Annotated in this window: 14 protein-coding genes and 2 pseudogenes; 9 read left to right on the plus strand and 7 right to left on the minus strand. The window is 68.6% G+C overall.

The genetic code is table 11. The annotated features are described in order from the left end of the window. Nucleotides 1-6: 6 nt before the first annotated feature. The 7 genes from JIX55_RS45945 to JIX55_RS45975 all read left to right on the plus strand — a co-directional run bounded on the left by JIX55_RS45945 (nt 7) and on the right by JIX55_RS45975 (nt 9,621). A complete protein-coding gene (locus tag JIX55_RS45945; protein WP_257561968.1) occupies nt 7-1,464 on the plus strand; it encodes a fumarylacetoacetate hydrolase family protein in 1,458 nt (485 codons plus the stop codon). Next, nucleotides 1,461-2,408: a 4-hydroxy-tetrahydrodipicolinate synthase gene (dapA, locus tag JIX55_RS45950; protein WP_257561967.1), complete on the plus strand. Its 948-nt coding sequence runs from the start codon at nt 1,461-1,463 to the stop codon at nt 2,406-2,408. The genes JIX55_RS45945 and dapA overlap by 4 nt, the downstream gene beginning before the upstream one ends. Continuing rightward, nucleotides 2,405-3,892 carry a 5-carboxymethyl-2-hydroxymuconate semialdehyde dehydrogenase gene (hpaE, locus tag JIX55_RS45955; RefSeq protein ID WP_257561966.1) on the plus strand — a complete coding sequence of 496 codons (1,488 nt, stop codon included), beginning with the start codon at nt 2,405-2,407 and terminating at the stop codon, nt 3,890-3,892. The genes dapA and hpaE overlap by 4 nt, the downstream gene beginning before the upstream one ends. Next, nucleotides 3,889-4,893 carry a 3,4-dihydroxyphenylacetate 2,3-dioxygenase gene (gene hpaD / locus JIX55_RS45960; protein WP_257561965.1) on the plus strand — a complete coding sequence of 335 codons (1,005 nt, stop codon included), beginning with the start codon at nt 3,889-3,891 and terminating at the stop codon, nt 4,891-4,893. The genes hpaE and hpaD overlap by 4 nt, the downstream gene beginning before the upstream one ends. Before the next feature lie 291 nt (nt 4,894-5,184). Next, nucleotides 5,185-5,793, plus strand: a complete 609-nt coding sequence (locus JIX55_RS45965; RefSeq protein ID WP_257561964.1) for a TetR/AcrR family transcriptional regulator — start codon at nt 5,185-5,187, stop codon at nt 5,791-5,793. A gap of 756 nt (nt 5,794-6,549) precedes the next feature. Then, a complete protein-coding gene (locus JIX55_RS45970; RefSeq protein ID WP_257561963.1) occupies nt 6,550-7,953 on the plus strand; it encodes a glycoside hydrolase family 76 protein in 1,404 nt (467 codons plus the stop codon). 501 nt (nt 7,954-8,454) lie between these two features. Next, nucleotides 8,455-9,621 (plus strand): glycoside hydrolase family 64 protein, encoded by a 1,167-nt coding sequence (locus JIX55_RS45975; protein ID WP_257569215.1) that lies wholly within the window; start codon nt 8,455-8,457, stop codon nt 9,619-9,621. 569 nt (nt 9,622-10,190) lie between these two features. On the opposite strand, the gene JIX55_RS45980 is transcribed toward JIX55_RS45975, so the two are convergent. Further along, the gene (locus tag JIX55_RS45980; protein WP_257561962.1) at nt 10,191-10,580 is read right to left on the minus strand and encodes a CGNR zinc finger domain-containing protein; all 390 of its coding nucleotides are present in this window, start codon (nt 10,578-10,580) and stop codon (nt 10,191-10,193) included. Nucleotides 10,581-10,866: 286 nt separating this feature from the next. Then, nucleotides 10,867-11,150, minus strand: a pseudogene (locus tag JIX55_RS45985) (IS110 family transposase); the annotation flags it as partial. Between JIX55_RS45985 and JIX55_RS45990 the strand changes: the two are divergent. Beyond that, a pseudogene (locus JIX55_RS45990) lies at nt 11,147-11,367 on the plus strand (IS630 family transposase); the annotation flags it as partial. The pseudogenes JIX55_RS45985 and JIX55_RS45990 sit on opposite strands and share 4 nt — an antisense overlap. A 65-nt stretch (nt 11,368-11,432) precedes the next feature. Further along, the gene (locus tag JIX55_RS45995) at nt 11,433-11,972 is read left to right on the plus strand and encodes an AAA family ATPase (protein ID WP_257561961.1); all 540 of its coding nucleotides are present in this window, start codon (nt 11,433-11,435) and stop codon (nt 11,970-11,972) included. A gap of 447 nt (nt 11,973-12,419) precedes the next feature. Here JIX55_RS45995 and JIX55_RS46000 read toward each other — a convergent pair whose 3' ends face one another. The 5 genes from JIX55_RS46000 to JIX55_RS46020 form a co-directional block, all read right to left on the minus strand. Continuing rightward, a complete protein-coding gene (locus JIX55_RS46000) occupies nt 12,420-14,225 on the minus strand; it encodes an RICIN domain-containing protein (RefSeq protein ID WP_257561960.1) in 1,806 nt (601 codons plus the stop codon). A gap of 174 nt (nt 14,226-14,399) precedes the next feature. Continuing rightward, complete coding sequence (locus JIX55_RS46005) at nt 14,400-16,589, minus strand: beta-galactosidase (protein WP_257561959.1); 2,190 nt, start codon at nt 16,587-16,589, stop codon at nt 14,400-14,402. A gap of 61 nt (nt 16,590-16,650) precedes the next feature. Further along, nucleotides 16,651-17,598, minus strand: coding sequence for a carbohydrate ABC transporter permease (locus tag JIX55_RS46010; protein WP_257561958.1), 948 nt, complete (start codon nt 17,596-17,598; stop codon nt 16,651-16,653). Beyond that, entirely contained in the window at nt 17,595-18,533 is a 939-nt protein-coding gene (locus tag JIX55_RS46015; RefSeq protein ID WP_443046695.1) for a carbohydrate ABC transporter permease, read from the minus strand. The genes JIX55_RS46010 and JIX55_RS46015 overlap by 4 nt, the downstream gene beginning before the upstream one ends. A gap of 88 nt (nt 18,534-18,621) precedes the next feature. Next, nucleotides 18,622-19,977: an ABC transporter substrate-binding protein gene (locus JIX55_RS46020; protein WP_443046372.1), complete on the minus strand. Its 1,356-nt coding sequence runs from the start codon at nt 19,975-19,977 to the stop codon at nt 18,622-18,624. Between the last annotated feature and the right edge of the window lie 67 nt (nt 19,978-20,044).

A 20,044-nucleotide genomic window follows, 5' to 3' on the forward strand; every position in this document is an offset into this window, starting at 1 on the left:
GACGACATGACGCACCCGCTCGGGAACTCCCCGTCGAAGATCATCGCTCTGCATCTCAACTACCCCAGCCGCGCCAAGGAGCGCGGCCGGATCCCCGCCCATCCGTCGTACTTCCTCAAGCCACCCTCGTCGTTGGCCGGCACCAAGGAGGCACTCGTCCGCCCCGAGGGATGCGAACTCCTCGGCTTCGAAGGCGAGATCGCCCTCGTCATCGGCTCGCGCGCGCAGCGAGTGAGGCCCGAGGACGGCTGGCAGTACGTGCGATGGGTGACCGCCGCCAACGACGCGGGTGTGTACGACCTGCGCTACGCCGATCGCGGCTCCAACCTCCGCTCCAAGGGCGGAGACGGCTTCACGCCGATCGGGCCGCGACTGCTGGACGCACGCCAACTCGACCCGGCCGCCCTGCGGTTGCAGACCTGGGTCAACGGCGAACTGGTCCAGGACGACACCACGGACACGCTGCTGTTCCCGTTCGGCGAGTTGATCGCGGACCTGTCGAGGCAGGTCACCCTGGAGCCGGGGGACGTCATCCTCACCGGCACGCCGGCCGGGGCCTCCGTGGTGGCCCCTGGTGACGTGGTCGAGGTCGAGGTGACCGGAAACGGGCTGTCCACCGGCCGCCTCCGCAATCCCGTCGCCGCCGGGCCCGCGCTGGACCCGTACGGGGCGATGCCCAAGGCCGATCCGGCGGAGCGGGAGGCCGCGTACGGGACGGCGTACACTCCTGCGTCCCTGCTGGACAAGCGGTTCGAGGAGGGGCTGCGCTCGGTCGCCGTCGCCACCCTCAGCGCACAGCTCCGTGCCCGCGGTCTGCCGCACATGTCCATCGACGGCGTCCGCCCCACGCTGCCGGACCGGACCATGGTCGGCGTCGCGCACACCCTGCGCTATCTGCCGCTGCGCGAGGACCTGTTCAAGAAGTACGGCAACGGCATGAACGCCCAGAAGCGGGCGATCGAGGAGCTGAGGCCGGGCCACGTGCTCGTCATGGACGCACGCCGCGACACCTCCGCCGGGACCCTCGGCGACATCCTCGCGCTGCGTGCCCAGACGCGTGGTGCGGCCGGCGTCGTCACCGACGGCGGCCTGCGGGACAGCGCCGCGGTCACCGAACTCGGCCTGCCCGTCTACCACGGTGGGGAGCACCCCTCCGTCCTGGGACGCCGCCACGTCCCGTGGGACTCGGGCGTGCCCATCGCGTGCGGCGGCGCGCTGGTGCAGCCGGGCGACCTGATCGTCGGTGACGCGGACGGTGTCGTGGTCGTGCCACCCGAGCTGGCCGAGGAGCTGATCGCCGACTGCCGGGAGCAGGAGCTGCGAGAGCGCTTCATCACCGAGCAGGTGCGTGCCGGGCACAGCGTCGACGGGCTGTATCCCCTCGGTCCCGACTGGCACGAACCGTTCGAGCAGTGGCGCCGCAGCCACGCCCCTTCGCAAGAGTCGCAAGGAGAAACCGCATGAAGTTCCGCAGTGATCCCGCCACCATCCGCGGATCCATCGCCCCGGTCGTCACCCCGTTCACCGACGAGGGCGCCGTCGACCACGACAGCCTGCGCTCTCTGATCCGCTTCCAGCTGGAGTCCGGTTCGCACGGCATCTCGCTCGGCGGCTCCACCGGCGAGCCCAGCGCACAGACCGTCGCCGAGCGGATCGCCGCCATGCGTACGGCCGTCGAGGAGACCGGCGACCGGGTGCCCTTCCTGCCCGGCACCGGCTCGCACAAGCTGAACGAGACCCTGGAGCTGACGGCCGCCGCCCAGGACCTGGGAGCGGACGCGGCCCTGGTGATCACCCCCTACTACGCGCGCCCCACCCAGGAGGCGCTGTACCAGTGGTATGCGACCGTCGCACGGGAGTTCCCGGACCTGCCGATCGTCGCGTACAACGTGCCCTCGCGCACGGCCGTCGACATTGCCCCCGAGACGGTGAGGCGGCTGTTCACCGACTTCGACAACTTCGTCGGAGTCAAGGAGACCACCAAGGACTTCGAGCACTTCTCCCGTGTGCTGCACGCCTGCGGCCGCTCGCTGCTGGTGTGGTCCGGCATCGAACTCCTCTGCCTGCCGCTGCTCGCCCTGGGGGGCGCCGGCTTCGTCAGCGCCGTGGCCAACCTGGCGCCGACCGCCGTGGCAAGGATGTACGAGCTGTGGGAGTCGGGGGACTTCGACGGCGCACGCGACCTGCACTACCGCCTGCACCCGCTGGTGGACCTGCTGTTCGTGGAGACCAACCCGGCCCCGGCGAAGTGGGTCCTCGCCCAGCAGGGACGGATCGCCTCGCCTCACGTACGGCCGCCGCTCATCACGCCCACCGCCCCGGGCCTGGCCCGCATCCGCACCCTCCTCGCCGAGGGCGGGGACCTGACGCAGCAGCTCGGAACCCAGCAGAACGGAGCCGACAAGTGAGCACCGCCCCCGAGGGCCTGCCCTCGACCATCCGGCACTGGATCGGTGGCGAACTCGTCGACGCGGCCGACGGCCGCACCTTCGACGTCACCGACCCGGTGTCCAACACCACCTACACACAGGCCGCACGTGGTGCGCAGGACGACGTCCAGCGGGCCGTCGAGGCAGCGCAGGCCGCCTTCCCCGGCTGGTCGTCCACAGCCAACCGCGAACGCGCTCGCGTCCTGTACCGCATCGCCGACGCCGTCGAGGCCCGCCACGACCGCCTCGCCGCCTTCGAGTCGTACGACTCCGGGCTGCCGATCACCCAGGCCCGTGGCCAGGCGCGGCGCGCCGCCGAGAACTTCCGCTACTTCGCCGACGTCATCGTGGCCCTCGGCGAGGAGGCGTTCCGGCAGGGCGACGACCAGTTCAGCTACGTGGTGCGCACACCGGTGGGGGTCGCTGGCCTGATCACTCCCTGGAACACCCCGTTCATGCTGGAGAGCTGGAAGCTCGCACCCGCGCTGGCGTCCGGCTGCACGCTGATCCTCAAGCCGGCCGAGTGGACCCCGCTGTCCGCGTCGCTGTGGCCGGAGATCTTCGAAGAGGCAGGCGTGCCCGCCGGGGTGGTGAACATCGTCCACGGCATCGGCGAGGAGGCCGGCCAGGCCCTCGTCGACCACCCGGACGTGCCGCTGATCTCCTTCACCGGCTCCTCCGACACGGGCCGGCACATCATCCGGTCCTCCGCCGAGCACCTGAAGACGGTGTCGATGGAGCTGGGCGGCAAGTCCCCGGTCGTCGTCTTCGCCGACGCCGACATCGAGGCAGCCCTGGACTCCGTGGTCTTCGGCGTGTTCTCGCTCAACGGCGAACGCTGCACGGCGGGTTCCCGGGTGCTCGTCGAGCGCCCGCTGTACGAGGAGTTCACCCGCCGCCTCGCCGAGCGAGCCGAGCGGGTCAGGGTCGGCCTGCCCTCCGACCCCGCCACCGAGGTGGGGGCGCTGGTCCACACGGAGCACTACGAGCGCGTCCTGAACTACGTCGCGATCGGCAAGAAGGAGGCCCGGCTGGTGGCGGGCGGCGCCCGCCCGGACCACCTCATCGAGGGCAACTACCTCCAGCCGACCGTGTTCGCCGACGTCGAGCGTGACGCCCGTATCTTCCAGGAGGAGATCTTCGGCCCGGTCGTGGCTGCCGCGTCCTTCGACGACGAGACCGAGGCCATCGAGCTCGCCAACGCCACCCAGTTCGGCCTGGCCGCCTACATCTGGACCTCGAACCTCAAGCGCGGCCACCGCATCGCGCACGCCGTCGAGTCCGGCATGGTCTGGATCAACTCCCACAACGTCCGGGACCTGCGCACGCCTTTCGGCGGCGTCAAGGCGTCGGGCGTAGGCCGCGAGGGCGGGGCTCACTCCATCGACTTCTACACCGAGTCCAAGATCGTCCACGTCGCCCTCGGTGACGTCCACACCCCACGATTCGGAGCCGTTCGATGACTGGAACAGCCGCACCGGACGTCGTCCGCTCCGCCTACGCCCAGCTCGCCGTCACCGACCTGGCCAAAGCCCGCTGGTTCTGGGTGGACATGCTCGGATTCCACGTCCAGTACGAGGACGCCGACTCCCTCTACCTGCGCGGGACCGATGAGCTCACCCATCACTCGCTCGTGCTGCGCAAGGGTGAGATCGCCGCTCTCGACCACATCTCCTACCGCGTCCGCACCCCTGAGGACGTCGACAAGGCGGAGAAGTTCTTCGCCGGACTCGGCTGCCCGGTCAAGCGGTTGAAGAAGGGTGAGGGCACGGTCGGAGTCGGAGACGCCGTACGCGTCGTCGACCCGCTCGGCTTCCCGGTCGAGTTCTTCCACGAGATCGAGCGTGGTGAGCGCCTCATCCAGCGCTACGACCTCCACCGCGGCGCCCAGATCGCCCGCCTCGACCACTTCAACATCTGCACCCCCGACATACCCGCCGCCTACGCCCACTACCAGTCCCTCGGCTTCGGCTGCTCGGAGACCATCGAGGGCGACGAGCACGAGCTGTACGCGGCCTGGATGTACCGCAAGCAGACCGTCCACGACGTCGCCTTCACTGGTGGCGCGGGTCCCCGCCTGCACCACCTCGGCGTGGCGACCCACGAGTCCCACCAGGTGCTGCGCACCGCCGACATCTTCGGCGCGCTGCACGAGGAGAAGCACATCGAGCGCGGGCCCGGCCGACACGGTGTCTCCAACGCCTTCTACGTCTACCTGCGCGATCCCGACGGCCACCGGGTGGAGATCTACACCTCCGACTACTACACCGGCGACCCGGACCACGAGACGTACCGGTGGAACGTCAACGACGACCGCCGCCGCGACTTCTGGGGCAACGCGGTGATCGAGTCCTGGTACAAGGAGGCCACCCCGGTTCTCGACCTCGACGGACGGCAGCAGCCGGTGAGCAGCTCCTTGCTGGACGAGTCCGCCGTCCAGATCGGGGCAGATGGACTCGGCTGACCGCGTGGAACGGCTCCGGTGCCGGGTGCGGCACCGGAGCGGCCGGCACGGCGGGGTCAGAGCGTGAATCCGGCCCCGTTGGCCGCCGGAACCGGCATTCTCCCTGGTCAGCAGCAGTGACTCGACCTCGGAACCGGTCGGTGGCTGTGTCGACTGCCGCGTATCCTGTAAAGGATCAAGGAGCCGTCCAAGGCTTCGACTTTGTTGGGACAACTGCCCGACTCAACCGTTGTGGGATGAGCGTTCGGGCACGCGCCGAGATTGTCCACGTTGGAGAAGCGAGGGGGCGCCATGTCCGAGCCGGCGGCACCGACCACGGCGGTCGCCCGACCTGCCAAGAGGCTCTCGGCAAGCCGTGAGCGGACCATCCTGCGAGCCGTCTACGAGATACTCGCTGAGTCCGGTTACCAGGGACTGCACTACGAGGCAGTGGCGACCCGCGCCAGGACGAGCAAAGCCACGCTGTACCGGCACTGGCCCACCAAGGCGGAACTGGTGACCACGGCCATGAGCTTGCGCCCGGCCGAAGACCTGCAGGTGCCGGACACCGGCACGCTGCGCGGCGACCTCCTGGCATACCTCCAGTTGCTCGCCGAGTGGATGGGGGGCGAGCCAGGCGCCGTGATCAGCGGTCTTTTCGTCACCATGCGCAATGATGCTGAGCTCGCGGCGCTGCTGCGCCCCTTGCTGATCCCCGCTGTACCGCCCGTCCGGGCTGTCTGCGAGCGCGCAGAACGGCGTGGAGAACTCGCCCTGGACCAGGACGTGCGATTCATCGACGAGCTCTGTGCACCGGCCCTGTTCATGCGCCACGCTCTGCTCGGCCTGCCTCTGGATGCGGAGTTCGTCGAGTATCTGGTCGACGGCGTTGCCATGCCGCTGCTGACCCGCGCCACGTGACGCGGACTGTCGTCCCGGTCTGCTCCGGCGGCCCTGCGGCTGCCAGAAAGGATGTCTGGGAGAGCAGTAGCCGACAGCTCCCCCGTCGCGATTTAGAAGCCGTTGATCTTGCGAGCCAATGCACGGGCGAGGACCGGTGAGAAGTCCATCCGACGGAACCCTGCGGCCTGATTCGGGGTGAGCCGTTCGAAGGTCGGGCGCGCCAGCGGTTGAACCCGCTCCCGGAACTGTGCGTCGCCTTCATCACGGTGGACGAGAAGCTCGCGCCGGAGTGCTGTTCAAGTCCGCGGTCGGCACCGTCGTCGCCATGGCGACGACGGTGCCGACCGCGGTGAAGCCCTCGCCGGGCTCTTCCTCGTCTCCTATCTGGGCCTCGCCCTGCCCGCGATCGGCCTCGGCATCGCCACCCGCTACACCGCCGTGACCACCGCGATGACGTGGTTCACCGGTGTCCTGCTCGCCCTGCTCACCACGGCCGGTGTGCTCGCGCGCCGCCGCGGCGGCACTGGCTGAGCACACCGCTCGCCGCCGGGGTGCGGCGCCGCCGCGCCGGCCGACTCGACTGTCCGGCGATGTCGCGGAGTTGCGCCAGGTCCAGACCATTGACGTGTACACCGCTTCCGGTTAGCGTCTGCGCACACGCTTTCCAGGACCAGCCCCCGTGCCCCACCGCAGTGTTCGGCAAGCCTCGGGAGTTCTTCCATGCGCGCCAAGCGATCATTGTTCACCGCACTTCTGCTGAGTTTTCTGACAACGATGTCAGTCGTTCAGGTCGCTCCGACCGCTTCCGCGGCGGCGGAGGCGGCGGTGTGCAACAAGTACTGCGACGCGCGGGACCCGGCCCTCAGCAGCCAGGACCGCAAACCCGTCACCGCCACGCTCTTCTCGCGCACGTTCGTGCTGCACTTCAACGACGCCGACGCCATGGGCTGGGCGTCCATAGGCAACGGCAGCCCCGGGGACGAGGTGTGGATGGACCGGTCGTTCGACGGCGGTCGCACCTGGTCCTCGGGCAGCAGGATCGGCGCCACCACGATCCCGGCGGGCCAGAGCGGCTGGCGAACCATGATGTATAACGTCGACGACTGGGCGAACCACGGCGTCGGCGCCCTGCGCGCCTGCGGCAAGGCCGCCGACCGCACCGACATCGTCTGCACGCCCTGGGCCCGCTCCACCTGGAACGCCGCCGACCGGCGCACCGCGGCGGCCACCGCGCAGATGCAGTTCTACGACTACGGCACCGGCCTGTTCGACACCACCGGCTGGTGGAACTCCGCCAACGCGCTGCATGCCGTCATCGACAACGCCCGGGTGACCGGCATGCGGAGCTACGCCTACGCCATCGGCCGCACCTACGACCTGCAGGTCAACGCCCATGCGGGGCAGTTCCGCAATGACTACATCGACGACACCGGATGGTGGGGCCTGACCTGGATCGCGGCCTACGACCTGACCGGCGACCCCCGCTACCTGGCCACGGCCCGGGCCGACGCGGACTACATGGCCTCCTACTGGGACAACACGTGCGGCGGCGGGGTGTGGTGGAGCACCGCGAAGACGGTGAAGAACGCCATCCCCAACTCCCTCTACATCGAACTCAACGCCGCCCTGCACAACCGCATCCCGGGCGACACCACATACCTTCAGCGCGCGAAGGCGGACTGGACCTGGTTCCAGGGCACCGGCATGATCAACTCCGACCAGACGGTGGGCGACGGCATCAGCCTGAGTACGTGCAAGAACGGCAACAGTACGGTCTGGTCGTACAACCAGGGTCAACTGGTCGGCGGTCTGACCGAGCTGTACAAGGCCACGGGCGACTCCTCCGTACTCACCGCGGCCCGTCGGATCGCCGACGCCAACACCACATCCAGCAGACTCAACACCTCGGTGGGCATCCTCAAGGACCCCTGCGAGAGCGGTGACTGCGGTGCCGACGGGCCCTCTTTCAAGGGCGCCGACGTACGCGGCCTGGCGAAGCTCAACGCGGTCCTGTCCGACCGCCCCTACACGGCGTACCTCAGGAAGCAGGCCGCACAGGCCTACGCGTCCGACCGCAACGCGCTCGGCCAGTACGGCCTGCGCTGGTACGGCCCCCTGGACAAGACCGACGCCGCCCGCCAGCAGAGTGCCCTCGATCTGATGAACGCCGCCTCCTGACCCCCACCAGCCGCCCGTGCCGCAAGAGGAGGAGAACCATGTCCGTCCCTCCACCGCAGACCTCCACCCGCGCGCCGCGGCATGCGAACCCGGCGCCTGAAGCGGTGGGCGTCCGCCGCAGCCCTCGCGGCCGATGGGGTCCTCCTGGTGCTCGTGCCGGCAGGACCGGGTTCCGCCACCTGTCCGCTGGGCGGACTTTGACGGCGACGGACGAGCCGGCTAGGTCCTGCTCAGCTCCGGTGGCGTGGTGTCGGTGTGCGGCAACGCCGAGTACGTCCTCGGGGGCGACACGACCGACGCCGCCACCGTCTACGCCTGGCAGGGCGAGGGCGGCCACGGTGCCTTCAACGACCTTGGGCGTCGCCATCGGCTGACCACTCGCTCACTCGTCCGGTCACGCCGCCGGTCCGTCCTCCTCCCCGCTCTCCCACAGCCCTGCACCAAGGACCAAATAAGGAGAACGATGTGTCCATCTCTGTGACGCGAAGGACGCTGGCCGCCATGCTGGCAGCCCTGGCCATCGGTCTGGGTATCACCTGGACGGGTACCGGCAGCCAGGCACAGGCCGCCGTGCCGACCACCATCCCCCTGACGATCAGCAACAACTCGGGGCGCGGTGACCAGGTCTACGTCTACAACATCGGCACCCTGCTCACCACCGGCCAGCAGGGCTGGGCCGACGCGAACGGCGTGTTCCACGCATGGCCCGCCGGCGGCAACCCGCCGACCGACGCGCCCGACGCGTCGATCGCCGGACCGGCCAACGGCCAGACCATGACACTCCGGATGCCGAAGTTCTCCGGCCGCGTCTACTTCTCCTACGGCCAGAAGCTCGTCTTCAAGCTGACCACCGGCGGCCTCGTGCAGCCCGCGGTGCAGAACCCGTCCGACCCCAACAGGAACATCCTGTTCAACTGGACCGAGTACACCCTCAACGACTCCGGCCTGTGGATCAACAGCACCCAGGTCGACATGTTCTCCGCGCCGTACGCGGTCGGCGTGAAGGCCGCCAACGGCACTGTGAAGAACACCGGCCACCTGAAGCCCGGCGGCTACAACGGCTTCTTCAATGCGCTGCGCGGCCAGCCGGGCGGCTGGGCGAACCTCATCCAGACCCGTTCCGACGGCACGGTTCTACGGGCCCTGGCACCCGGGCACGGCATCGCGGCGGGCGCGATGTCGGCGAGCGTGATGGACGACTACATCAACCGCGTGTGGCAGAAGTACAGCACTTCGACCTTGACGGTCACGCCCTTCGGCGATCAGCCGAACACCAAGTACTACGGGCGGGTCTCCGGCAGCGTCATGAACTTCACCAACACCTCCGGTGCCGTCGTCACCACCTTCCAGAAGCCGGACGCCGACAGCATCTTCGGCTGCTACAAGCGTCTGGACGCCCCGAACGACCTGGTACGCGGCCCGATCTCCCGCACCCTGTGCGCAGGCTTCAACCGCTCGACGCTCCTGACGAACCCCAACCAGCCCGACCCCAGCAGCTCCGGCTTCTACGCGGACGTCGTCACGAACCACTACGCCCGGAAGATCCACGCGCAGATGGCCGACGGCAAGGCGTACGCCTTCGCGTTCGACGACGTGGGCAACCACGAGTCGCTCGTGCACGACGGCGATCCGCAGCAGGCGTACATCACCCTCGACCCCTTCAACTGACCCCGGGATCCGGTCCTCCAGGACCGGCGGGATCGGCAGTTGCCACCACCTGGTGTGCCAGGTGGCCGCACGGGTGCTCTCCTCCCCGGCGGGGCGGCGTCCACGAGCAACTCCTCGCCACGCCCGGTCGGCCCTTGCACCGGCTGTGCTGTCCAGCGAGACGGCTCGCTGGACAGCACAGCGATATCAGGCCGATCTGCGCTGAAGGCTGCCACTCCCGCTCGACCGCCAAGCGCTTGCGTGCGCGGGGTGACGGCCAGTCGTCGGCTAAAGGAGCAGCCGTGGCCATGTGACGGTCAAGATCATGCGTGGAGGCCGGCAAGTGGCACGTTCGGCGGCGCGGTGCTGCCCCACGCGCGCCGGCGCGGCGGCCAGAGCGCCCTGCCGGCCACCCGCGCCCGGCCGGCACCGGAACCGGGCTGTCGCCTACTCATCGCCGAGACCGGTGCCGAGAGCGGTGCGGAACCGGTGTCGAGACCCACAACTCGTCCCTGCACAGCAGGCTCCGCCTCGGGTTCCAGGTGACCTGCGAACGTTGCAACTGGAACTGGCACCTCGCGGATGACGTTTCATTGACCTGACCGGCTGCGGATGGCCTCCTTCTTGGCGCGGTTGCCGCTGGTGCTCATCGAGCACCAGCGGCGGGACCGTCCGCGGCTGGTGTTCCACTGCTTGTCCACCGGAGGCCCGCAGTAGGAGCCCGGCACTGAAATCGCACCTCGACCCACGCATGACGACGCGCAGCCCCAGGTGCCCGATCTGCCCGCTCGACGCCTGCGCCGCCGATGTGGTGCCGGGGCCAGGGCGGCCTCGTGCTGCAGCGTTTCGACCGGGACTACGCGTGCTTTCCGGTTGGTGACGGGCACCGTGCCCGCTTGCCGTGGCGTCCGCGTGGACGTGCTGTCGCAGTAACAGAACTGGTTCCCGGACGAGACACGGTGCCGCCAGGCTGGCCTCATCGCGCATGGCCCCTGTCGACGGGGCGTATGCCAGCCCACGGCGCCGGGCCCACGGACGGGTCCGAGGCCGACCGTGCCCGCGGATCTCTGTGTGTCCGCGGTGGGGGTGCAGGGGCGGTGACTGCACCTCGTAGGACTCGGAGAACACCACTCCGACGTACTCAGGAGTACTTGCCGCGATGACTGACATCACGACGCGTGCGGTGCCGCACACGACGCCTCAATCGACGTATGGCCTCGCCGAACTCGACAAGGAATCCCGCATGGGCGGGACCGGAACCGATGTTTCATCGGCGAGTTCGAGGCTGCGCAGGGTGTGGGGCATGGTCAGGGCGGCATCCGCGATGATCACCGCGTCGCGGGCGTCGGTCTTGCCCTCGCCCGGTAGAGGTCGGCGATTCGGCGCATCGTCAGCCCTGGCAGGTAGGCGACCTCGCAGCCCGCATCCCGGGCCACCGCCAGGGGCAGGGCACCGATCGAGGCGGGCTGGTCCACCACGACCAGGACCTGGCCGCACTTCGCGGTCAGCTTCTCCAGCATCGCGCGGAGCTTGGGCTCGCTGTTGGGTAATCGAGGCGCGCTTCGGGCCGCTGCGGCAGTTCACCATCGCCAACTCCCACCACGCCAACCACACCGTGCAGACGGGGCCCTACACGCCTACCTCCGCTGACGCAACGCCAACGCCCGTCACCGCGACGTCCTGGCCGCTGAACGCAAGGAACGCGCCCGCATCCGAAGCGAGAAAGGCATCCGCTGGGGCGGACGCTCTCTCAAAGCCGCAGCCTGACCGCAACCCGGCGAACCTGCGCGGTCACAGCACTATCCCGGGGTGGTCATGTCTACGCTGGCGGCGTGACATTGGTGTGGGTGACGGGTAATTCAGGGAGTGGTAAGTCCACGGTCTGCGGGGTGTTGCGAGCGCGTGGCTACGTCGCGCTCGACGCCGACGAGGACGGCTTCAGTCGCTGGATCGACCGGGCTGAGGGCGAAATTGTGGTGGATCCCCCGGATCCGGTTCCTGGGGGCTGGCTCGACCGATACGGGTGGGCGATCGTCCGTGAGCGCGTTGAGACCCTCGTCGAGGAGTCTCGTTTCCGAATCGCGTTCTTGTGCGGGTCGGCGGAGAACGAGGCAGACGTCCGCGATCTTTTCCACCTCATCGTGTGCCTGGTGATCGACGAGGACACCCTCCGCCACCGACTCGCGACCCGCACTACGAACACATTCGGGCAACACCCCGAAGAGCTCGCAGCGGCCCTGCAGTGGAACCCTCGGATGCGAGCGATCTACGAAAGCCATGGCGCGACGATCATCGATGCATCCAAGCCGGTGACCGAGGTGGTGGACAGCGTGATCGACGCAGTTCAGGGGCTGACAGGCTCCACCCAATAAGTAGAAGTAGTACACCGCATCACTCATCGGCAGCCCAACCGCCATGACCCCCGACCCCGCGAACCTAATTCGTTCTCAGCGGCCCACACAGAGCGGCTGTCGCTCCAGCGGGAGCGGGAGGTGTTGTTCCCTTCAAGGCTGTCTCCGCCGAAGATTTCTGGCCCCGTCATGGCGACACACGCCTCATGACCTGCGCTGTACCAAAGCGCCAACTATTTCGCTGATTCTGCGGCTCCGGCCGCTGAAGAAACTTGGCATCAGTGCAGGTCGTGAACGTGGCCTGGTGCCAACTAGCGAGCCCGGTCACACTGATGCGACGAGGGTTTTTGCCCAGTCGGGCGTCAGGCGGGTGCCGTCCGGGAGTGTGACAGGGGGCCGGTCGGGGGCCCGGCTTGATCGCCGGGCCCCGCTGCTGGTCCTGTCAGGCCTTTGTGGTGAAGGGGCCGCCTACTCGACGAGCTCCCAGTCCTGCGAGCCGTCCGTGACCGCGTTCTGCAAAGTCAGCTGCGCTCCGGCGGACGCTCCGGTCAAGTACAGACTTGTGTTCTTGACGGACTGGAGTCTGTAGAACCCGTCGTCGGTCTTGATGAGGTTCCAGCTGCCGGTGGCGCTGTTGTCGACCCACTGCCCGATCTTCTGGCCGGCCGTCGCGCTGCCCGTCCAGATGGCCGCCGCGCGTCCGCCCGCCTTGTTCAGCAGCGTTTTGCCGCCGTTGGGCTCGGTGACGACGTGCCAGAACTGGGTGTCCGGGTTCGACGCCGATCCCGGCGCCTCCAGAACGACGTCGGGAACATCGCCGTTGCCGAGGTTCGCGTCGTTGGTGTTGTTCCCTGTGCCGATCACCTGGTCGGTCTTCCGGTTCACCAACTGGTAGTAGGCGCCGTCCGAGTGGCCGAGATCGACCTCGGCGAACTTGAGCGTCGAGGTGCCTTGGTTGTTGAGAATCACGAGGCGGCCGGTGCCCTCGACGTACTGCAGGTTGCGGCTGTAGCCGCCCTGAGATGTCGTCTGGTACTCCTTCCACGTACCGTCGCTGCGGCCGCTCTCGTTGACCCAGACGTTGCCGCTGCCGGCGGCGTTGTAGACCAGGCGCCCTCCCGGAAGCCTGATGATCACCGGACTGCCGTTTCTGGCGAGCGGACGGGAACCGGAGTCGACCGGCAACGACGCTACGTCCGTGCCGGTGGCGGAGCCCTTGTAGAACTCCAGTGGGCTGTCGGCGATCACGTACCTGGTGTTTGCCCCACCGCCCCAGTACTCGAAGGGGAGCATCCACTTGCCGTCCGTCGTCCGGACCACGTTCGTCATGCCGGGCCGACCGCCGCCGATCTCCTTCTTGCCGCCGCCCATGTCCTGGGTCAGGCCCGCGAGGTCCACGACGGGATCGCTCCAGTTCGCGCTGCGGCCGTCCCAGGTCTTGTGGACGAGGATCTGCCCGAGGGAATCCTTGGCGGTGTCGTTCGCCGGGTCCAGTGTCGGGACGCCGGTGGTCGCGTTGAAGCCGAGGTAGTCGTTCTCGTCGGAGTAGTAGCAGACGAGCTTGCCCTTGTGGACCATCAGGTACGGCTCCCAGAGGGGATCGACCTGCTTGTTCGTGTTGGCGTCGGCGATGTTCTGCCCGGTCGCGCCCGCGCTGCCGCCCTGCCAGCCGCCTGTCGCGACGACGTTCTGGATCTTCCACGTCGCACCTTCGTCGGTGCTGGAGTACAGGGCGATCGCAAGGTCCTTGCGGTCGCCGTCGTTGGACGGGGTCCAGTTCGGGTCGGCCGCCTTGTGCTCCTTGTAGTAGTAGTCGTCGCCCGACACCACGGTCGCGAGGAGCAGCGTGCCCTGCTTCAGGTCCCCGACGTCCTGCGGAAGCGTGTAGAGATACGGGTTGGTCCAGTTGCTCGTGTACTTCGCGTACTTGGAGTCGCTGGAGATGTACGCGGGCGCCTTGACCTCTGACAGCGGCTGCCACGTCGTTCCGTGGTCGTCGCTCTTGTAGACCGGGAGCGTCTGCTTGTCGGCGCTGCCCGTCTCCGTCACGACCGTCGACTTCTCGAAGGCCGCGACCAGACGTCCGCTCGGCAACTGCGCCGACTTCGGGTAGATCGCGCAGTTGCCCCGCCCCTTCAGACACGGTTCGCTGCCGAGCTGGTACAGAGTCCCGCCCGTCGGGTTGTACGCCTGCGCACCGGACGCGGGTATGGCCAGCAACGCGGACGCTGCGGCGAAGGTTCCCAGCGCCTTTCCTAGCCTTCTTCTCTGCATGTCTCCTCCTTCTGGGGATGACCACGGTGATGCCCGGGTTCTTCGGCCACCGGCGTGGTGGCCTGCTGTGTGGGTCCGCGCGGCAAGCTGCTCACGTAGCCGGACGGGCGGGGATCGGAGTGCGGATGGCGGGGGCCGGATGCTCAGCCGATGCGAAGCACTGTTCCGGCCCTGTCAGGAGGGCGTGCCCGCTTCGGGGGCCGGTGCCGGGGCCGTGCCGGTGTCGGCGGAGACGAGTACGCGTACGTCCCATGGGCCCAGGTCCAGGCTGGTGCCGGCCGGTACCGGAGCGTCGGTCAGAGCGTCGGACAGGTCCACCGGGGTCTGGGCGCGTGCGGGTTCCCAGCTCCAGTTGTGCACGATGTGGACACGGCGTCCGTCGGGGGAAGTGCCGGTCGTCGCGGTGACGGATGCGGGGAGCCCCTGCCATCCGCTGCGCGTGGCCGGAGCCATCCAGGTGGCCAGTGTCCGGGCGAGGTCGCGGCCGGGCACGGTGCCGACGCATGTGACGCGACCGGCGCCGTGGCGGCGGGTGGTGACGGCCGGCCAGCGCCCGAAGTGCGGGTGAACGTACGACGCCAGCACGTCGGCGTCAACGACCGTGAAACCCTCGGCCCAGTGCGTCGCGGTCGCGTCCGTGGGCACCTCCAGCGGGCCGCCGGGCACGGCACGGACCGGGACGTCGTGATGGAGGTTGCTGAACTCGTCGTAGTGGACACCCGCGGCCTCGGCGAGACGCCCGGGGGCCGGTTCGTGTCGGGCGCGGGCCTCATGGTCGGCGTACGCGGTGCGCGGGCCGAGCACGAGGTGGCCGCCCGCTTCCGCGTAGGCCGCGAGCCAGTCGACCGTGGCGTCGTCGACGATGTACAGGGCCGGGGCGACGAGGACCGGATGGCGTCGCACGGCCTCCTCGGGTGTCATGCCCTCCCGCTTACCGCTCGGGTCGTGCAACTGCCGGGCATGGACGATGCGCACCTGGCGGCCGGCGTCGAAGGCGCCGCGGTAGAAGGGGTCGAAGATGCGGTGGTAGGCGGCGGGGTCCGGTTCGCCATCGGGCGTCGCGAGCGGTGGGTACTTCTGCATGAGCCACTTGCTGGGCATGGAGTAGACCATCGTGATGTCGGCGTCCGGCTCGATGCCGGCGACGAGCGGGCCCGCCTTGTCGAACTCGGCTCCCAGACGCGCCACTTCGGCGTAGGTGCGGCCGGGTTGGCCGCTGTGCGGGAGGACGCCGCCCCAGTAGGTCTCCGCGCCGAAGCGCAGCGTCTGCCACTGCCAGTACTCGATCATCCGGGCGCCGCGTGCGACGTGCGCCCACGCGGTCTGCCGCCACTGGCCGTCGTATCCGGGGCGGTTGTCCCAGGGGAAGCCGATGGAGCTCGCGTTGGTCTCGGTGGCAAGGAACGGCTCCTGGCGGGAGGAGAACATCCAGTCGGCGGTCTGGTACATCGACCACACCCCGGTGGTCTTCCACTTCTGCTCGTGCTCGTCGGGGGTCGGGTCGGGCAGCAGCAGGCCGTCCTGCATGTCGTAGTAGGGGTTGCCGGAGGCGATGTCGAGGCGGTCGGACATCTCGTCGTCCTCCACCCCCTGGCGGGTGTAGGAGATGCAGGTGGTGACGAACTGTTCGGAGTGGGCGTACTCGCGGACGAGGTCGGCCTGCCAGCCGATGAACTCGGTGACCTGGCGGGACTGGAACTCCCGCCAGGCGACGTCGTACTGGGGCTGCTCGTTCCCGTCCGGCGTCCACAGGTCGGCCCAGGTGGAGAGGCGGTGCGACCAGTAGACCAGGCCCCATTCGCGGTTGAGGGTCTCGACGTCGCCGTACTTGTCGCGCAGGTGGTCGACGAAGCGCTGGAAGACACCGCGGTTGTGGAAGAGGTGCAGCCCCGGCTCGTTGTCCACCTGCCAGCCGATGACCGCCGGGTGGTCGGCGTAGCGGGCGGCCATCTTGCGGATGATGCGCTCGGCGTGGAAGCGGAAGGCGGGGTGGGTGAAGTCGACCTCCTGGCGGGCGCCCCAGCTGATGCGCTCGCCGGTGCGCCGCTCGCCCGTGATCTCCGGGTACTGACGGGCCAGCCACTGAGGCACGGCATATGTAGGAGTGCCGATGATGACGGAGATGCCGCGTTCGTGGGCGCCGTCCAGGACGGGCTGGAGCCAGTCGAGGTCGAACTTTCCGTTCTCCGGCTCCCAGGTCGACCAGACCGACTCGCCGACCCGGATCACGTTGAAGTTCGCTTCGACCATCAGGTCGAGGTCGGTCTTCAGCTGTTCGTCGGGCCGCAGCTCGGGATCGTAGGCGGGCGTGTACTCGTGGTAGTACGCGGCGCCGAAGAGGACGCGGGCGGGGAGAACCGCCATGAGGGAACCTCCGAGGAGTCGATGGGGGTGGCCTGTGGGCAGGTGGTGGTGGAGCAGGGCATCACTGCTTGACGCCACCGGTGGCCAGACCGCTCTGCCAGTACCGCTGCAGGAGCAGGAAGGCGATGACGAGCGGGATGATGGAGATGAGAGAGCCGGTCACGACGAGGGCGAGCATGTTGCTGTTCGCGCCGGCCCCGCCGCCGACGGCCTGGGACGCCCAGGAGGAGAGCCCGACCGTGACGGGGTACAGGCGCGGGTCATTGAGCATGATCAGCGGGAGGAAGTAGTTGTTCCAGGTCGCGACGAGCGTGAAGAGCACGACGGTCACCAGGCCGGGGGCCAGCAGCCGCAGAGCGATCGTGACGAAGATCCGCAGCTCACCCGCTCCGTCGATGCGCGCGGCCTCCAGGATGCTGTCCGGTACGGCGTCCTGGGCGTAGATGCGCATGAGGTAGAGGCCGAACGGGCTGACGAGCGAGGGCAGGACGATGGCCCAGGGGGTGTTGACCAGGTCCACCTTCGCGAAGAGCAGATAGGTCGGGATGGCCAGGGCGGTGGTCGGGACCATGATGGCGCCGAGCACCACGGCGAAGGCGGCGTTGTTGCCCCGGAACCGGTACTTGGCGAACCCGTAGCCGGCGGCGGCGGCGAGGAGCGCGGCCCCGAGCGCACTGCCGACGGAGTACAGGACCGTGTTGAGCAGCCAGTGCAGGAAGACCCCGTCGTCGTGTGTCAGGGTTTCCCGGATGTTCTCGAGCAGCTGCGGTGAGCGGGAGAACCACAGACCGAAGCTGGTGAACAGGTCCTGGGTGCTCTTGGTCGATGCGACGGCGAGCCAGAACAGCGGCAGCAGGAAGTAGGCCAGGACGGCCACCATGACGATGGTCAGCGGCGTGCTGCGGCGCCCGGCCGGCCGCCGGCGGCGCCGGTGTGCGGTGCGCGGTGCGCCGGTCGCGGTGGCGCCCACCGTCCGCCGGGACGTGGCCGGGGGAGTCGTGGTCGTCATGAGGTCCTCCTGCGGTTCGCGGTGAACAGGACGGCGTAGGAGAAGATCACGATGACCAGGCCGAGGAGGAAGGACACCGCGGCCGCGTAGTTGACCTGCTGGCCGGTGAAGGCGAGGGAGTACGCGTAGAGATTCGCCGTGTAGGAACTGTCGATGACGTCGGGTGCGACCGCTTGGAGCAGCTTCGGCTCGTTGAACAGCTGGAAGCTGCCGATCACGGAGAACAGCAGGGTGAGCAGGAGCGCCGGCCGCAGGGCGGGGAGTTTGACGGACCACGCGGTCCGCCAGGCGCCGGCGCCGTCCATCGCGGCGGCCTCGTACAGCTCCTGGGGGATGGTGCGCAGGGCCGCGTACAGGATGATCATGTTGTAGCCGACGAATTCCCAGGTCACGATGTTCGCCAGGCTGCTCAACATCCAGCCGTCGCTGAGGAAGTGGGGGAGGGGCAGGCCGAGCTTGTCACTCAGCTGGGCGAACGGCCCGAAGTCCGGCCCGTAGAGGTAGCCCCACATGAGGGTCGCGACGACGCTAGGGACGGCGTAGGGGACGAAGATGCCCAGGCGGATCACCCGTGCGAGCCGCAGCAGACCGCTGTCGAGCGCTAGCGCGAAGACCAGTGCCAGCAGCAGCATCAGCGGTACCTGGATCACGAAGAACGTCGCGACCCGCAGGACCCCTTCCCTGAGAAGCGGGTCCTTCAGCGCCGTCACGTAGTTGTCCAGCCCGACGAACGCGGTCCCGCCGATGAGCCTCTCCTGGAACAGGCTGAGGTAGGCGGCGTAGCCGAGCGGAGTGAGGAACATCAGCAGGAACAGCACCATGAAGGGTGCGACGAACAGCGGACCTGCCGCACCATGACGCAGGCCACCGAGCCGGTGACGCTTCGGCCCCACTCGGCGCGGGTCCTCGGTGGACGCCGCGGTCGTGGCAGTCATCATCGGGCCTTTCTGGGAGAGAGGGACTGGCCGGCGGCGGGTGCCGTGCCCCGCCGGGGGAGCGGCGGAGCACGGCACCCGCCGGACCTCACGGAGCCTGGACGGTGAAGCCCTGGTTCTTGGCGTAGGTGGTGAGCCGTGTCTGCCACGAGTCGAGCGCGGCGACGGAGTCCTTCTTCTTGGCGAGGGACCTGCCGACGGTCTCGGTCCAGTCGGTGACGGCCTGGTCGAGGAACGGCGGCCACTGGAAGTCGGGGCTGACCGTCTCGCCGATCTCGGCGAACAGACGGTTGACCTTCTGGCCGCCGAAGAAGGCGGACGCGTCATCGGTGAACTCGGGGTCCGCGAGCAGTTGCTTCGTCGCCGGGAAGAAGGACTGCTTGGTGTTGAACAGCTTCGTGCTTTCCGGGTCGCTGTTGAGGAACTGGGCGAACACCGCCGCCGCGATCGGGTTCTTGGTCACCTTCGTGACCGCGCTGGTCGAGCCGCCCCAGTTGCCCGAGCTCGGCTTGGAGGCGTCCCACTGCGGCAACGGGGCGGCCCGCCACTTGCCTGAGGTGGCCTTGGCCGCACCGGAGAGGAAGGCCGGCCCCCAGGCCGCGGTGATCCACGTGGCGTACTTGCCCTTGTTGAGCGCGGAGTACCACGCGTCGGTCCAGCCCGGCTCGACTCCGATGACCCCTTCCTGCGCGAGGCCGCCCCAGTAGGCCGCGAGTTTCTCGGAGATGGCGTCGTTGACGCTGATGGAGACGTTGCCCTTGCCGGAGGTCGCGTAGGGCTTGGCCCCCGCCTGCCACAGCAGACCGTGCCACGCGGCGGCCTCGTTCGCGGCCAGGTTGGTCATGTAGACGTCGGGGTCGGCCTTGTGCAGCTTGCGCGCCGCGGCTGCGAAGTCGTCCCAGGTCTTCGGCGGCTCGATGCCGTGCTCGTCGAAGATGTCCGCCCGGTACAGCATGCCCAGCGGACCGGTGTCCTGCGGGATCGCCCATACTTCGCCCTTGGGGCCGCTGACCTGGCCCCACGTCCACTCGACGAACGTGTCCTTCAGCTTGGACGCGCCGTACGGGCCCAGGTCCAGAAGACTGTCCGTGATGGTGAACGTCGGAATGGCCTGGTACTCCATCTGCGCCACGTCCGGGGCGCCCTTGCCGGCCTTGATCGCCGTGCGCAGCTTCGTGTAGTGCTGCACGCCCTGGCCCGCGTTGACGACCTTGACCTTGATGGCCGGGTACTTCTTCTCGAAGAGCGCGACCTCCTGGTCGATGTCCGGGACCCACGTCCAGAACGTCAGCTCGGTCGGCGTCTTCATCGCCTTGTCGATGTCGGCCTGGCTGACCTCCTTGTCGGAGGAGGCGGAGCCGCTGCCGCCGCTGCCGCCGCAGGCGGAGAGCGTGGCTCCCAGCGACACCGCTCCCGCGGCGGTGAGGAAGAGCCGGCGGCTCATTTGGGAAGGGCTGGGGGTTGCGTTGAATCTGCGCATGGTGAACTCCCGCCAATGGCTGAGTGAGTGG

It is taken from the genome of Streptomyces sp. DSM 40750 (assembly GCF_024612035.1).
Taxonomy (GTDB): Bacteria; Actinomycetota; Actinomycetes; order Streptomycetales; family Streptomycetaceae; genus Streptomyces.